This window comes from Phaeobacter sp. A36a-5a, assembly GCF_037911135.1.
Classification (GTDB): Bacteria; Pseudomonadota; Alphaproteobacteria; order Rhodobacterales; family Rhodobacteraceae; genus Phaeobacter; species Phaeobacter bryozoorum.
In genome coordinates this window covers 555,465-570,263 of record NZ_JBBLYU010000001.1, presented here as the reverse complement: position 1 = coordinate 570,263, position 14,799 = coordinate 555,465, and the positions used below count along the sequence as shown (strand labels likewise).

The 14,799-nt window shown below is 60.3% G+C and carries 13 protein-coding genes; 6 read left to right on the top strand and 7 right to left on the bottom strand.

Translation table 11 applies throughout. From position 1 onward, the window contains the following. Positions 1–120: 120 nt before the first annotated feature. Positions 121–1,413: an O-acetylhomoserine aminocarboxypropyltransferase/cysteine synthase family protein gene (locus WLQ66_RS02615; protein ID WP_340544793.1), complete on the top strand. Its 1,293-nt coding sequence runs from the start codon at positions 121–123 to the stop codon at positions 1,411–1,413. A gap of 60 nt (positions 1,414–1,473) precedes the next feature. On the opposite strand, the gene WLQ66_RS02610 is transcribed toward WLQ66_RS02615, so the two are convergent. Continuing rightward, positions 1,474–2,190 (bottom strand): SIMPL domain-containing protein, encoded by a 717-nt coding sequence (locus WLQ66_RS02610; RefSeq protein ID WP_340544792.1) that lies wholly within the window; start codon positions 2,188–2,190, stop codon positions 1,474–1,476. Between the two features lie 169 nt (positions 2,191–2,359). Here WLQ66_RS02610 and WLQ66_RS02605 point away from each other — a divergent pair, with 169 nt between their 5' ends. Then, positions 2,360–5,023 (top strand): hypothetical protein, encoded by a 2,664-nt coding sequence (locus tag WLQ66_RS02605; protein WP_340544791.1) that lies wholly within the window; start codon positions 2,360–2,362, stop codon positions 5,021–5,023. A gap of 111 nt (positions 5,024–5,134) precedes the next feature. Here the strand turns inward: WLQ66_RS02605 and hppD are convergent, their stop codons facing one another. Continuing rightward, positions 5,135–6,235, bottom strand: coding sequence for a 4-hydroxyphenylpyruvate dioxygenase (gene hppD / locus WLQ66_RS02600; protein ID WP_340544789.1), 1,101 nt, complete (start codon positions 6,233–6,235; stop codon positions 5,135–5,137). Between the two features lie 144 nt (positions 6,236–6,379). Here hppD and WLQ66_RS02595 point away from each other — a divergent pair, with 144 nt between their 5' ends. The 3 genes from WLQ66_RS02595 (at position 6,380) to WLQ66_RS02585 (ending at position 10,258) form a co-directional block, all read left to right on the top strand. Beyond that, positions 6,380–6,835 (top strand): Lrp/AsnC family transcriptional regulator, encoded by a 456-nt coding sequence (locus WLQ66_RS02595; protein ID WP_340544788.1) that lies wholly within the window; start codon positions 6,380–6,382, stop codon positions 6,833–6,835. Between the two features lie 62 nt (positions 6,836–6,897). After that, complete coding sequence (locus tag WLQ66_RS02590) at positions 6,898–8,118, top strand: PAS domain-containing protein (protein WP_340544787.1); 1,221 nt, start codon at positions 6,898–6,900, stop codon at positions 8,116–8,118. A 247-nt stretch (positions 8,119–8,365) separates the two neighbouring features. Then, positions 8,366–10,258, top strand: a complete 1,893-nt coding sequence (locus WLQ66_RS02585) for a monovalent cation:proton antiporter-2 (CPA2) family protein (protein WP_340544786.1) — start codon at positions 8,366–8,368, stop codon at positions 10,256–10,258. Positions 10,259–10,287: 29 nt separating this feature from the next. Here WLQ66_RS02585 and cobT read toward each other — a convergent pair whose 3' ends face one another. Continuing rightward, positions 10,288–11,304 (bottom strand): nicotinate-nucleotide--dimethylbenzimidazole phosphoribosyltransferase, encoded by a 1,017-nt coding sequence (gene cobT / locus WLQ66_RS02580; protein ID WP_340544785.1) that lies wholly within the window; start codon positions 11,302–11,304, stop codon positions 10,288–10,290. A 99-nt stretch (positions 11,305–11,403) separates the two neighbouring features. Here cobT and WLQ66_RS02575 point away from each other — a divergent pair, with 99 nt between their 5' ends. Next, on the top strand, positions 11,404–12,162 hold the full coding sequence (locus WLQ66_RS02575; protein ID WP_340544784.1) for an adenosylcobinamide-GDP ribazoletransferase: 759 nt from the start codon (positions 11,404–11,406) through the stop codon (positions 12,160–12,162). A gap of 20 nt (positions 12,163–12,182) precedes the next feature. On the opposite strand, the gene WLQ66_RS02570 is transcribed toward WLQ66_RS02575, so the two are convergent. The 4 genes from WLQ66_RS02570 to WLQ66_RS02555 form a co-directional block, all read right to left on the bottom strand. Continuing rightward, complete coding sequence (locus tag WLQ66_RS02570; RefSeq protein WP_340544783.1) at positions 12,183–12,956, bottom strand: ion channel; 774 nt, start codon at positions 12,954–12,956, stop codon at positions 12,183–12,185. A gap of 180 nt (positions 12,957–13,136) precedes the next feature. Beyond that, complete coding sequence (locus tag WLQ66_RS02565; protein ID WP_340544782.1) at positions 13,137–13,646, bottom strand: CarD family transcriptional regulator; 510 nt, start codon at positions 13,644–13,646, stop codon at positions 13,137–13,139. 364 nt (positions 13,647–14,010) lie between these two features. After that, the gene (gene fdxA / locus WLQ66_RS02560; protein WP_008559821.1) at positions 14,011–14,349 is read right to left on the bottom strand and encodes a ferredoxin FdxA; all 339 of its coding nucleotides are present in this window, start codon (positions 14,347–14,349) and stop codon (positions 14,011–14,013) included. 63 nt (positions 14,350–14,412) lie between these two features. Beyond that, the gene (locus tag WLQ66_RS02555) at positions 14,413–14,787 is read right to left on the bottom strand and encodes an RNA-binding S4 domain-containing protein (protein WP_340544781.1); all 375 of its coding nucleotides are present in this window, start codon (positions 14,785–14,787) and stop codon (positions 14,413–14,415) included. Positions 14,788–14,799 lie beyond the last annotated feature (12 nt).

Here is a 14,799-nt window from a genome sequence, read left to right as displayed (position 1 = left end):
TTTCAATCGGCCCCGGCGTCACCGATCAAGAGGCGCGTCCAAATTGCGCCTTGCCTTACGCGCCGTGGCGGAGTGTTCTTACGCGCGAGACGTATTCGACCATCCAAGGGGAGCACATCCATGTCTGAAGCGCCAAGCTACGGGTTCGACACATTGCAGATTCACGCGGGCGCCAAGCCCGATCCGGCCACCGGTGCGCGGCAGACACCGATCTACCAGACCACGGCCTATGTGTTCCGCGATGCAGATCACGCCGCCGCCCTGTTCAATCTGCAGGAAGTTGGCTTTATCTATTCGCGCCTGACCAACCCCACGGTCGCCGTACTTCAGGAGCGCATTGCGACCCTGGAAGGCGGCGTCGGCGCGGTCTGCTGCTCTTCCGGCCACGCCGCACAGATCATGGCGCTGTTCCCGCTGATGGGCCCGGGCCGTAACGTCGTTGCATCGACGCGCCTTTATGGAGGCACCGTCACCCAGTTCAGCCAGACCATCAAACGCTTTGGCTGGTCAGCGAAATTTGTCGATTTTGACGATCCGGATGCGGTTGCGGCCGCAATTGATGACGATACACGGGCCGTATTTGGGGAATCGGTCGCCAACCCCGGCGGCTATGTGACCGATATCCGCTCGATTGCGGATGTTGCAGATGCGGCGGGCGTGCCGCTGATCATCGACAACACATCTGCCACGCCATACCTCTGCAATCCAATTGCCCATGGTGCGACGCTGGTGGTGCATTCCACCACGAAATACCTGACCGGCAATGGTACCGTCACCGGCGGCGTGATTGTCGATTCCGGCAAATTCGACTGGTCGGCAGATGACAAATTCCCGTCGCTGTCGCAGCCCGAACCGGCCTATCACGGGCTGAAGTTCCACGAGACCTTTGGCGGGCTGGCCTTTACCTTCCACGGGATTGCCATCGGTCTGCGTGACCTCGGCATGACGATGAACCCACAGGCCGCGCATTACACCTTGATGGGGGTCGAAACCCTTAGCCTGCGGATGGAACGCCACTGCGAGAACGCCAAAACCGTTGCGTCCTGGCTCGAACAGGATCCGCGGGTTGATTATGTGACCTATGCGGGGCTGCCCTCGTCGCCATATCACGCCCGTGCCAAGGAGCACTATCCCAAGGGCACCGGCGGGCTGTTCACCTTTGCGGTCAAGGGCGGCTATGACGCCTGTGTCAAACTGGTGAACTCTCTCGAAATTTTCAGCCATGTCGCGAACCTTGGCGATACCCGGTCGCTGATCATCCACTCGGCCTCCACCACCCACCGTCAGCTGACGCCGGAACAGCAGGAAGCCGCCGGCGCCGGGGCCAATGTCGTGCGTGTCTCGATCGGGATCGAAAATGCTGAAGACCTGATCGCCGATCTGGATCAGGCGCTGACCGCCGCCACCAGCTAGGGAAACGGCACTGCCAAAACATGAAAAAGGCCGGGGTAACCCGGCCTTTTTGTTATGTGGTTAGTCGGCGTCGGTGGATTTGATATCGTAGACAACCGACACGCTGTGACTAAAGCTCAGTTCGCCCGCCTCGATCGGCATAGGGGCGCTACGAGCCATCTCCATCGCCATCATCGGCTGGCCACCGCCGGTCTCGCGGTCATGGATCGACCGTACCGGCCCCAGTTCGACCCCAGCGGCTTCGGCGAGCTGGGTCGCCTTGCGCAGGGCATCCTTTACCGCTGCCCCCCGGATCTGGTCCTGCACCTTGGCCGGATCGGCCACACCAAAGCTAAGCCCGCGGAAATCATTGGCGCCGACCCTCAGCACCTGATCGAGCACCTCGCCCAGGCGATCCAGATCGCGGATCCTGAGGGCCAGGGTATTTGACGCCGAGAACCCGGTAATCTTGCGGCGCCCGTCGTCATAGCTGCGATCCTGCGACCAGACCGGGTTGAGCGAGATCTGCTGGGTCTGCATATCCTCAGCCGCGATGCCGGCCGCTCTCAACTCATCGACGACCTCCACCATCTTGGTCGAGACGGCCGACATGGCCAGCGCGGCCTCATCAGCTTCTTCGGTCACGCCAAGCGTGATTGTTGCCAGCGTGGGCGTGACCGCGATACGTGCGTCCCCGGTGACGGCAATCTGCCGGTCGATGCGGGTTTCATCGGCACTTGCCAGACCTGTTGCCAGCACGACGGCCAGGGCCGAGGCCAAAATATGTGTCGCTTTCATAGAACTGCTCCCTTTCTGAGGTGTTACATGGGGATGGCAATTGACCGCCTGCAAGGGGGAAATGGTGTCTTTTCCTTTCCCTTGCGCCCGCTCTGCCGTATGGTCTGCGCCAAGATCGCCTTGCCACACTGGGGTATGGGCACATTAGAGCTGAAGGCGTGTTTGCATCATGAAACCGGGGTTTGCACTCTCTCTGTCCTCCACCGGCGTTTGCCTGTTGCAGCGAGCCGCTGGTGGCTGGCGTCAGATTGGCACGGTTGCGCTGGATGTGGAGGATCTGGGTGAGGCATTGGCAGACCTGCGCCGACTGGGCGAACGGTACGCCCAGGGGCCGATCGCCTGCAAGCTCATCATTCCCAATGATCAGATCCGTTATCTGACCCTTCAGACCGGCGTCACTGACACTGCGGATCGTCGTGCCGCCGCCGAACGGGGACTGGACGGGGCGACCCCGTATCGGGTCGATGAACTGGCCTTTGACCTCAGCGAGGATGGATCGCAGACGCATGTGGCCGCAGTGGCCCGGGAGACACTGCAGGAAGCCGAAGATTTTGCTCTGATGCACGGGTTTCTGCCGGTTGGTTTCGTGGCGGTACCGGGCGATATGGATTTTCTGGGAGAGCCCTACTTTGGCGCCTCGCAGACGTTGCTGCAATCAGGGGAAGAACCAGCTGAGCCTGATGGAATTGCGGTCGTCAACATAGGCCCCGCCGCGCCGCCTGAGCCTGAGCCTGAGCCTGAGCCTGTGGAAAGCACGTCTGACGGCACCGAGGCCAGACCCGACGAGCAGCCGGATGCCCTGCCGACCGATGCCGCTGCTGCCGCCAAGGACGCAACGGCGGACGAAGCGGTTGTGAACACGGCTGCAACCGCGCCTGAAGCGAGCAACACTGTCGAAGCCTCTGCGGTGGAGACCGCACCATCAGCGACAGCCGACACCCCAAGCGACCCCGCCGAACCCGCTGCCGCGACCGGGTTTTCCACGCGCAGGCGCAAGGAGGGCGCAGTCCGGAGCGAACCAACGCTGCGCGCCACGACCGCCGCTGCGGATGTGGCGTCGATCCCGGCTGGAACTTCCACGGACGCGGCGCAACCGTCAGATAAACCGTCGGACAAGGTCGCTGCTACAACACCAGGGCTGACTGCGAATGGCAAATCCCCTGATGCTGGTCGCGTGGTCCCGCATGCGGCGTTTGGCACGATCGCCCTGGCAGATAGCCCTGTCGGGTCTGGTGGTGGTCTGGGCAAGGCCCCGGCCATAGTTTCGCCGCCCGCAGCCGCCAAGGCCATCATCCCCCCGGCGCCAAAACCATCGGGTCCAGCGCCTGTCCTGCCCCGCGATGAAATGGTTGAGATTTCCCTGACGGACACCCCGAAGGATAAGAAATCCCTGCATGAAGCAGGCAAGGCTGCTCTGCTGGCCGGCGTCAGAAAGAAAAAAATCGGCGGCAAACCACGTTTCCTGGGGCTTGCTCTAGTGACGGCTCTGCTCCTATTCATGGCAATCGTGGCCGCCTGGGCCATACTTGCGGAAAAGCAGACGCGCAACGCCGTGACTGATGGCACCGCGGTCCCTCTGGACACGCCCGAGACCGCTGAGGCTGGCGACATTGCCCCACAGGTAAGCGCCATTCCCGATCAGCCGGACGATGGTTCCCTGCTACCGCTGGACAACATCTCCGATGACGCCGCCGCCGTGCCCTCCGACCCGGCAGAGAGCGACGTGGATGGGCTTTCCAGTACCGATACGGCGGTTCTGGATGCCCTGCGGCTTGAACAGGAGGGAGCCGAAGCGGCGGAGCAGACGCTGACCGAAGACCTCGATCTGGCAGAGCTGGCACCTGAGGCGGACCCAGAAATGGGCGACGCCGAACAGGATACACCGCTGACCCGCGCCGCCCAATATGCGGCCACAGGTATCTGGCAGCACGCCCCCGAAACGCCGGAGGCACCGGGGGCGGAGAACCTCGAGACGCTTTACGTGGCCTCGATTGACCCGACAGACATTTCCGAAGATGCCATAGCGCTGCCGGATCCGGATCTCTACGCGACCGACCTGCAACTTGGTTCGGTCAGCACGCCAACAGCCGCCGGGCAGCAGTTTGAACTGGATGAGCGCGGCTTGGTCAAAGCGACTCCGGAAGGCAGCCTGAACCCGGATGGGGTCATGGTGTTCCTCGGTCGCCCGGAGAAAGTCCCGCCGCCGACACCGGCCCGCCCCGACCCCGAAGTTGCAGCGGCAGCAGAGGAAGCCGCGCGACAGGCGATCCTGTCGGAACTCCGGCCGAAGCAACGCCCAAGGGATCTGGTTGAGCAGAACGAACGGGCCCAGCTCGGCGGGTTGAGCCGCGCCGAGCTGGGCGCCTTACGTCCCCGCCCGCGCCCGCCCGGACTGAAGCCCGCTGAAGAGAACAGCCTGCCTGCAACCGCACAGGCCATTGCGCGCTCCGTGGTTCCGCGCGCGCGGCCGGCCAATTTTGCCAATCTGGTCGATCGTGCCCAACGCAACCCGCAGCGCAACGCGGAGCCGAGCATTGCCGAAGCCGTTGCCAGCAGCCCGCCGCAGACCGTGACGCCCCGGATCCCGTCCAGTGCGTCCGTGGCCCGTCAGGCCACGATCGACAACGCGATCAACCTGCGGCGCGTGAACCTGATTGGTGTCTATGGCACCCCTTCAAATCGCCGGGCGCTGATCCTGATGCCCAATGGGCGGTACAAGAAGGTGAAGGTCGGAGACCGGATCGACGGTGGCCGCGTTGTCGCTATCGGCGACAGCCAACTGCAATACCAGAAAGGCAATCGAAATCTGACGCTGAAAATTCCGAGTGGCTAATTCCGAGTGGCTAGGGGCCGCATCTTAACTGAAGACGCTCATTCGAAGCTGACTTGTCAAAGCCGGACCTGCATAGGCCCGGCTTCTTTGGTTCAGTGGGGTAAGGGGCAGTTATTCTACCCCTGTAAGCTCTCCATTGGCGATCTGCTCGCGCTCGATCGACTCAAACAGAGCCTTGAAGTTCCCCTCGCCAAAACCATCGTCGCCCTTGCGCTGAATGAACTCAAAGAAGATCGGCCCGATCACGGTCTTGGAGAAGATCTGTAGCAGGATCTTGGTTTCGCCCCCGTCAACGACCCCTTCGCCGTCGATCAGGATGCCGTGTTTCTGCATCCGGTCCAGAGGCTCGTCATGACCGACGACACGATCATGGCTCATCTCATAATAGCTCGCGGGCGGCGCCGGCATGAAGGTGATCCCGCGTTCGGAGATTTCGTCGGTCGCCCCATAGATGTCCTCGGTCCCGACAGCAATGTGCTGGATACCTTCACCGTTGTATTTCTTCAGATAGGACACGATCTGCCCGGTTTCGCCACGATCTTCGTTGATCGGAATGCGGATCCGGCCACAGGGGGAGGTCAGCGCGCGGCTCAACAGGCCGGTGAACTTGCCCTCGATATCAAAGAAGCGGATTTCCTTGAAGTTGAACAGTTCACCGTAGAACTTGAACCACTTGTCCATATTGCCCTTGTAGACATTGTGGGTCAGGTGATCGAGGTAGTAGAAGCCGACGCCGCGTGGTTTGGACTGCTTCAGCCACTCGAACTCTTCGTTATAGGGCGAGGTGTCATAGTACTGGTCGATGAAGTAGATCAGAGAGCCGCCGATCCCCTTGATCGCGGGCACATCCATGGTCTTGTCGTCGCCCTCATAGGCTTCGGCGCCTTTGGACAGGGCATGTTCGAACGCTTTTTGCGCGTCAACCACCCGCCAGCCCATCGAAGGTGCGCAGGGACCATGCTCGGCCACGAATTTCTCGGCAAAACTACCGGCCTCGGCATTCAGGATATAGGTGATATCGCCCTGCTGCCACAGCTCCACGCCGGGCTTTGCCTTATGATGACCAACCAGCTCATAGCCCATGCGCGTAAACAGATCGCGCAGCTCCTGAGGCTCGGGGTGAGCGAATTCGACAAATTCAAAACCATCGGTGCCGGCCGGGTTTTCGGCGCTGATGACGGACTTCGGGGCATTATGCGGGAACGGACCCATGCGGCTTCCTCCAGATCGGGAATGGTGTAGCTGCATCCAGAATACCGCAATTCCGATGCTTGTTTTGCGCATAGTTTAGGTTACACCTAGGACCAGATGCGCAGAACGCGCATTCATCGAGTGATTTACGTGAAAGTTCCGCACATGTTGGACGCAACCGATCAGAAACTGCTGGCAGCCTTGCAGAAGGATGCCCATCTTACCGCGCAGCAGCTGGGAGAATTGCTGAATCTCTCTGCCAGTCAGGCGGGGCGACGCAGGCAGCGACTGGAGGCCGATGGCTATATCCGCAGCTACGAGGCGCGGCTTGATCCTGACAAGTTGGGGTTGAGCGTACAGGGGTTTGTTCAGGTTCATCTGGAGAGCCACGGACCCGAACAATCTGAGCGATTTTCCCGGTTGGTCAGATCGCGCCCGGAAATCACCTCCGCCTGGACGATGACGGGCGAAGCGGACTATTTACTTAGGGTATTTTGCACTGATCTGGCCGCCCTGAATCGACTTTTGCATGAAATTTTACTGCCACATCCCACTGTTGCGCGGGTCCAAAGTCAGATCGTCATGGCACAATTAAAAAGCGATGGCCCCCTGCCAACTTAAGGTTCCGTGAACACTCGTGCGATATACAAACACGGTACAGACTCAGAGATTGGATAGAGACCGTGTCCTTTGTAGATCGTCGCATTGAAAGCCGCCCCTCCCGCGGAGAAGCCCCATTTGGGCTGAACGAAGTATTTTTCTCGCGCACTGATAGCCGCGGGGTTATTCTTGCCGGTAACTATGTATTTCAAAGGGTGTCCAATTACGACTGGGAAGAGCTGCTGGGCGCGCCGCATCGCACCATTCGCCACCCGGACATGCCCAAGGGCGTGTTTCAACTGTTCTGGGACACGATCAAAAGCGGCCAGACCATGGGCGCCTACGTCAAAAACAAATCGAAGGATGGCCTGTATTACTGGGTCTATGCGGTTGTCGTGCCCTGCGGCGATGGTTACCTGTCGGCCCGCCTCAAACCCAGCAGCAAGATCTTTGACAACGTGCGCGCGCTATATACCAAGCTGTTGGCTGCTGAAAAAGACGAAGGGCTGTCGCCAGAGGAAAGCGCCGAACGGCTGAAGAGCTGGATCGTCGAACACGGTTACGAAAACTACCGCCAATTCGCCACAAAAGCGATGAGCGAAGAACTGATCGCACGAGACATCGGGCTGGAGAACGAGCCGGATCAGATGATCGTCGATCTGTGCAAGATGCTGGCCAACGCCAAGACGCTTGTTGCGGAAACCGAAGGTCTGATCAAAGATTTCGACGCCATGCACACGATCCCGCATAACCTGCGGGTCATCGCGTCGCGCATTGAGCCATCAGGCGGTCCGGTCACCGTGCTCTCGCAGAACTACGGTGCTATGTCGCGCGAGATGTCGGATTGGTTCGCGGCCCATGTAATGGGGAAAGACAGCAATTTTGCGGTGATTGAAACCGCCGTCGATGATTCACTGTTTGTCGAATGTATGGTTCGCGTTCTGAAGGAATGCGACATCCAGCTTCAGAAAGAGCGGCGCAGCCTTGGCGATGTCGACATGCAGGGCGAGCGTGAGGTACTGGCCGAACTGGTGGCTGCGCAGCTTGAGCGCGCGGGCAAAGGACTGGATCAGGTGGACCGCGAGGCGTCGCGCATCATGCATGCCTGTCAGGTCATGCACCGACATTTTCTTGGCCTCAGCTCAACCCGTGTCCTGTGTAAGATTGAAAGCGCCCGCCTGCCGGAATCGGGCGAGACACTTGCCGATATCATCGACCAGCTCGGCGTGTTTCAGGAACGTATTTCCCATCGCCTGGAACGTATCGCCAAATTGAGCAATGAAATCCGCTCGCTGGAACGCTGAGACTGACCAAGCTGTTATGCGGCTCATTCTTTCGCATGGCGCTTTCGCGCGCCTGACCGGGGGCACTCCTTGCTGTGGAGCGCCTCCGGGGTTCGTTGATCCCTCCGTATTTTGACATCCACGGCTGTGTCCCTGCCCGGTCTCATGATCGGTGGTGTGAAAGGCCGACCGGCGGCAACGCTCCGCTATCGGGACGGCGGCATGTTAGACGTTGCCAACACGCCCTACGCTTGCGATATCAAAGCCTATGGACGCATTTCTTTATCAGGCGACAATTTACCTAGCAGCCGCTGTAATTGCGGTGCCCATCGCGGCGCGGTTGGGCCTCGGTTCCGTGCTTGGCTATCTGGCGGCCGGGATCATCATCGGACCGGTTTTTGGCTTCGTCGGAAGCGAAGCAGAAGACCTGCGGCATTTCGCCGAATTCGGCGTCGTCATGATGCTGTTCCTGATCGGATTGGAGCTTGAGCCGCGCGCGCTTTGGGCAATGCGGAACAAACTGCTTGGCCTTGGGGGGTTACAGATCCTTCTCAGCACCGTGGCCCTTATGGGCGCGGCCATGCTGGCGGGGGAGACCTGGCAGGTCAGCCTGGCCGTTGGTCTGGCGCTCTCGCTCTCGTCAACTGCGATCGTCTTGCAGACCCTCTCGGAGAAAGGCCTGATGCGTACCGGCGGCGGGCGGGCGACATTCTCGGTGCTGCTGACACAGGATATCGCGGTCATCCCGATTCTTGCACTGCTGCCCCTGCTCGCTGCCCAGCATGGCGCTCAGATCATTGGCGATGGATCCATTGCGCGCAGCGCCGAGGAAGCCCATGCGGCCTCCGGCCACGCAACGCTTTCTCTGGTCGAAGGGCTGCCCGGCTGGGCCGTGACACTGGTCACCATTGGCGCGATTGCGTCCATTGTGCTGGCCGGTGTCTATCTTGCCCGCCCGGTCTTCCGCTTCATCCACGCATCGAATCTACGGGAGATGTACACCGCCCTGGCGCTGATGATCGTCGTCGGCATTTCCTTCCTGATGACGCTGGTTGGTCTCTCGCCTGCGCTTGGCGCCTTTCTGGCCGGGGTTGTTCTGGCCAACAGCGAATTTCGCCATGAACTCGAAAGCGATCTCAACCCTTTCAAGGGGCTGCTGCTGGGGCTGTTCTTCATCACGGTCGGGGCTGGCATCAACTACCGCCTGTTCCTGGCCGAGCCGGGCGATCTGATCGGCCTTGCGCTTCTCGTCATCCTTGCAAAAGGCATAGTGCTTTATTTTGTCGGCAAGGCCTTCGGCCTGAAGAAACGAAATCACTGGCTGTTTACGCTGGGCCTTGCACAGGCGGGGGAGTTTGGCTTTGTCCTGCTGGCATTTTCGCGGCAGCTCAATGTCGTGCCGCCCGAGCTGTCGGAAAAGCTGCTTCTGGTGATTGCATTGTCGATGCTGATCACCCCGCTTCTGTTCATCCTCTATGACGTGCTGTCGAAATACAGCAAGGACAACCCCAAGGAACAGGCCGCCGACGAAATCGACGAAGAAGGTCCCGTCATCATAGCCGGGATTGGCCGCTTTGGTCAGATTGTCAATCGTCTGGTGCGCGCCAGCGGGTTCAACACGGTTGTGCTCGATAGCAATATGGCCTCGGTACAGCTGATGCGCCGGTTCGGGGTGAAGAGCTTCCTCGGCGATCCGACCCGGCCAGAGCTGCTAAAAGCCGCGGGGATTGCCAAGGCCAAGGTTCTGGTTGTCGCACTGGATGATCGCGAGGCTGCGCTGAGGCTGGTCGCCCATGCCCGTCGCGGCCATCCGGAGCTGCACATCGTTGCGCGCGCCTTCGACCGCAACCACGTGTTTGAGCTCTATAAGGCGGGGGCGAATGATATCGTCCGCGAGATGTTCGACAGCTCGCTTCGCGCGGGGCGCTACGTTCTGGAGCAGATCGGCCTAAGCGAATATGAGGCCGCACAGGCTGAACAGACCTTTTATGCGCATGACCGCCATACTGTGCGGGAACTGGCGAGCCTCTGGATCCCGGGCACGCCGGCCAGTGAAAACCCAGCCTACATCGCCCGCGCCCGCGAGTTGGAAAAAGATCTGGAAACAGCCCTGCTGGAGCTTGCCGAAGCCAAGAAGTCCACTGACCAGAAGTCAGCCTGAGCGCCGATCCTGCCCGGTCGCGCCCCGGCCTAGCTGACCGAGACCCCCGCCTCTTCAAATGTCGCCATACCGCTGTGGCAGGCAACGGCGGCCCGCAGGACCTGGATCGCCAAAGCCGCACCCGATCCCTCGCCAAGGCGCAGGTCAAGCGAGAGAAACGGCGGCTTGCCCAGGTGGGTCAACAGCGCGGCATGGGCGCTTTCGGCGCTCTGGTGACCCGCGACAGCATGATCCAGCGCCGCCGGATGGGTCCGCATCAGGCAGGCCGCGGCGGCACAGCAGATAAAGCCATCAAGAATAACCGGGATACGCATCATGCGGGCCGCAGTCATCGCCCCGGCCATGGCTGCAATCTCACGCCCGCCCAAACGGCGCAGCGCCTCGACACCGTCGGTGATGGCTGGGCCATGCAAGGCCACCCCTTCGGCCACGACCCGAGTTTTGTTGGCAAGCCCGGTATCATCAATACCGGTCCCCCGGCCGGTCCAATCCGCAGCGTCGCCGCCAAACAGCGCGCAGGCCAGCGCTGCGGCGGGAGTCGTATTGCCGATGCCCATTTCGCCGACAACAAGCAAATCCGCAGCCGGATCCACCGACTTCCACCCGGTCTGAAGCGCGCTGAGCAGCTCGACGCTGTCCATGGCGGCGCCTTTGGTAAAATCCTGAGTCGGTTTTTCAAGATCAAGGCTGTGAACATCCAGCCGGGCGCCTGCCAGCTTGGCCAGCTGATTGATCGCCGCGCCGCCGTGTTTGAAGTTCGCGACCATCTGCGCTGTCACTTCACTGGGAAAGGCAGACACCCCCTGCTCCACAATCCCGTGGTTGCCGGCAAAGACGATCACCTGCGGCGCGCGGATCACCGGACGCTCGCTTCCGCGCCAGCTGCCGTACCAGATTGCCAGATCTTCAAGCCGCCCCAGCGAACCGGGCGGTTTGGTCAGTTGACTGTTGCGCTCGGCGGCAGCGGTCTCAGCCTGTTCGTCCACCCCCGGGGCCTGCGCAAGCTGCGCACGAAAGTGATCAAGCGAAAAGAGCGGTGACAGCATTGAAAGCCTCATTGCATCGAAGGGGTCGTCGCAGGTAAAGCGGATCATCCGTATGTACCCGTTCATCTTGACACCGCAAGCCCTCTGTGAGGCCCGCAAATGCGAAAAAACGACATATCTGGCATAGATTTTCTACTCGTGTTGATCTTGTTGACACGTTTGCCGATGCCAAAGTTGCAAAAACAACAGTTTGCGCGCCATGCGCACGCGGTCTGGGCCTTCCCCTTTGCCGGGGTTGCCGTTGCGTTACCTGCCTGCATTCTGTCGATGATGGCGCTGGCCTTCGGGCTCAGCCCGATGGTCGCGGCGGGGATTGCGCTGCTGACGCAGACGGTGCTGACCGGGGCGATGCATGAGGACGGGCTGGCCGATACAGCTGATGGGTTCTGGGGTGGCTTCACGCGGGAGCGGCGGCTGGAGATCATGAAGGACAGCCATATCGGCACCTATGGCGTTCTGGCCCTGATCCTGAGCGTTGGCCTGCGCTGGATGGCGTACGCCAGCATTCTGGCGGCGGCCGCCCCCTGGGCCCTACTGCCTGTTGCAATGCTGAGCCGGGCCATGATGCCACTGGTGATGGCCGCGCTTGCGAATGCGCGCGGCTCGGGTCTGTCATCCTCCGTCGGCCGACCGCCTTGGCGTGCCTGCGGGCTGGGGCTGGCGATTGCGGGTCTGGTGGCGCTGCTGATACTGGGCTGGTCAGGCTGGGGCGTATTGCTGGCCATGCTTGCCGCGACAGGTGTGATCGCGGCAACCGCGCGTACCAAGATTCGCGGACAAACCGGGGATGTGCTGGGGGCGACGCAACAGCTGAGCGAGCTTTCCGGGTTGCTGGTCCTTGCGGCGGCGTTTGGCTGAACAGCCACGCCTGGTTCCGGTCACTCCACCCCGCTGGTGCGGATTTTCAGCTGCCCGCCGCAATGTTTACAATGCACCGCGTCGATATCGTGGCGCGTCAATCCGCATTGGCTGCAGGTGTAGCGCACCCGCTGGGGGTTAAAGATCGCCTGCGCCAGCCGCACGAACAAAGTCACCCCCACAACCATGACAAAAACCGAAAATGTCTTGCCAGCTGGTGTGGCCATGGTGATGTCGCCGAAGCCGGTCGTGGTCAGTGTCGCCACGGTAAAATACAGCGCGTCAATGTAAGGATAATCGCTGCCGGATGTATCCATGAAGAACACCAGAGCCGTCATCGAGGTTGCGAAGACAAAGATGAAGAGGTTGATCCCCGCGATGATTGCATCTTCATGGCGGCGGAAAAACCGGCTGTCGCGCCGCAGGTCCTGTAGCAGATGATAGGAGTGGATCAGCCGTAGCCCTCGCAGGATACGTAGGAAAGCCAGCCCTCCCGGCAGGATCGTCTCCAGCAGCAGTGAGATCAGCACCACAATGTCGGCCAGCGTATAGATGCGCCAGAGCAGTTTGCGGCGGTTGCCGCTGATCCAGAACCGCGCCGCCAGATCCAAAGCGATGACGACACCGGCCATCCAGCTCAGCCCGATCAGCCAGGGACCATGGGGAATATGGGCCGTCGACATGAAGAATAGAATTGTAACCGCATCAAATCCGATCAGCCCGTAGCGAAACCGGACCGACGCACTGTCGGTCCCGCGATAGAGATCGGTCAGGCGAGTCTTTAGGTCCGTCATGGTGTTCTCTGCTCGTTTTTTGGGTCTTGGCTCGATGTGTCACACACGAACGCCGTCACGATCCACATGTCAGCGCCTAAAGCATAGCGCAAAAACGAAAAAGGCCACGCCCTGGAGCGCGGCCTAGGTTTCTTTGTTCGTATATCCGATGGATCGGACCCTGCGGCGATCAGATCTGGATCAGGCCGCGCGGGAGGTCAGCACCTCGTCCACCTGCTTGGCGGCGGAGATTTCGTCACCACCTGAAACCGCCGCAACCTCGCGCGTCAGACGCTCAAGTGCCGCTTCATAGAGCTGACGCTCGGAATAGCTTTGTTCACGCTGGTCATCGGTGCGGTGCAGGTCACGGACCACTTCAGCAATGGAGATCAGGTCACCGGAATTGATCTTCTGCTCATACTCCTGGGCGCGACGCGACCACATGGCGCGTTTGACTTTCGCCTTGCCTTTGAGCGTGGTCATGGCTTTGGCGATCACATCGGGGGAGCTGAGCGACCGCATGCCGATTTCGGTGGCTTTATTGGTCGGCACCCGCAGTGTCATCTTGTCCTTCTCAAAGGTGATCACAAACAGTTCCAGCGTGAAGCCGGCCACTTCCTGCTCTTCGATCGAGATGATCTGGCCAACGCCATGGGCAGGGTACACAACATAGTCGTCAGGGCGGAATTCAGGCTTCTTCGATTTAGTCATACAGGTCTTTCCTCGCTCTGTGCCGACCTTCGGGTCGGCTGGGCTGCCACACATCCACGCGCGCGGTGATCCGAATACCCGCACCCACAGAAATGCCGCAGAAAAACCGCCATAGGACCCGTGCGTCGCAGGGCGCACAGTCAAGGCGGACATCCGTGGTTGGTCATTTACTGAAAGAGTATATCATATTTTCTGCACCACAAAAAGGCAGCGCTCCGTGAAACATCATGGTCCCAATGGATCCAGACCCGAAAAATGCCATAAAACGGCGGGTCTCCGGTGCGGCCCGTTCCCGGACCGCGCAGTCTTGCAAAGGTGAGTCGCGAAGCAACCAGCCAGCTGGAGCCGCAGACACCTGCTGTTATCAGCCGCCTTCGCCGGGAGCTTCGGAGAAGTACTTCTCCAACTTGCCTTCTTCTCCGTCGCGTTCCTCTGCATCTGGCAGTGGATCTTTCTTGGAGACGATGACTGGCCACATTTCGGAGTATTTCCGATTGAACTCAACCCATTTGTCCATATCCGGCTCGGTATCCGGGCGGATCGCATCGGCGGGGCATTCCGGTTCGCAGACGCCGCAGTCGATACATTCATCCGGGTGAATCACCAGGGTATTCTCGCCCTCGTAGAAACAATCGACCGGACAGACTTCGACGCAGTCGGTGTATTTGCAGGCGATGCAGTTATCCGTAACGACATAAGTCATGGTGGCCGAGTCCCGTAGCTGTTTGGCTTGTAGCTAATTCACCCGAGCGCCGGCTTCAAGATGTCAAAACGCGCCATCCCGGCGACTAAGATCAAGCGCCCTGCGCTCTTTCTTATCCGGGCGACCTTTTCCTTCGTAGCGCGGATTACGCGGCACGGGGTCCTGTTTTTCGGTCAAATCAAAGTACAGCGCCTGTGCCTCTGGAGCAGGTCCGCGCCGTGTTCCAAGTGCTTCGACCCGGACGGTCCGGATGATGCGCCCTTGAGGGAAGGTCAGAACGTCCCCAAGAGAGACGTTCTGAGCCGGTTTTGCAATCTTGTTGCCATTGAGACGGAGATGGCCCGCGCTAACCATCTTGGCGGACAGGCTACGGGTCTTGAAGAACCGCGCCTGCCACAACCATTTGTCGATCCTGATCTTTTCAGAGACCTGCGTCATCCATGGCACCAG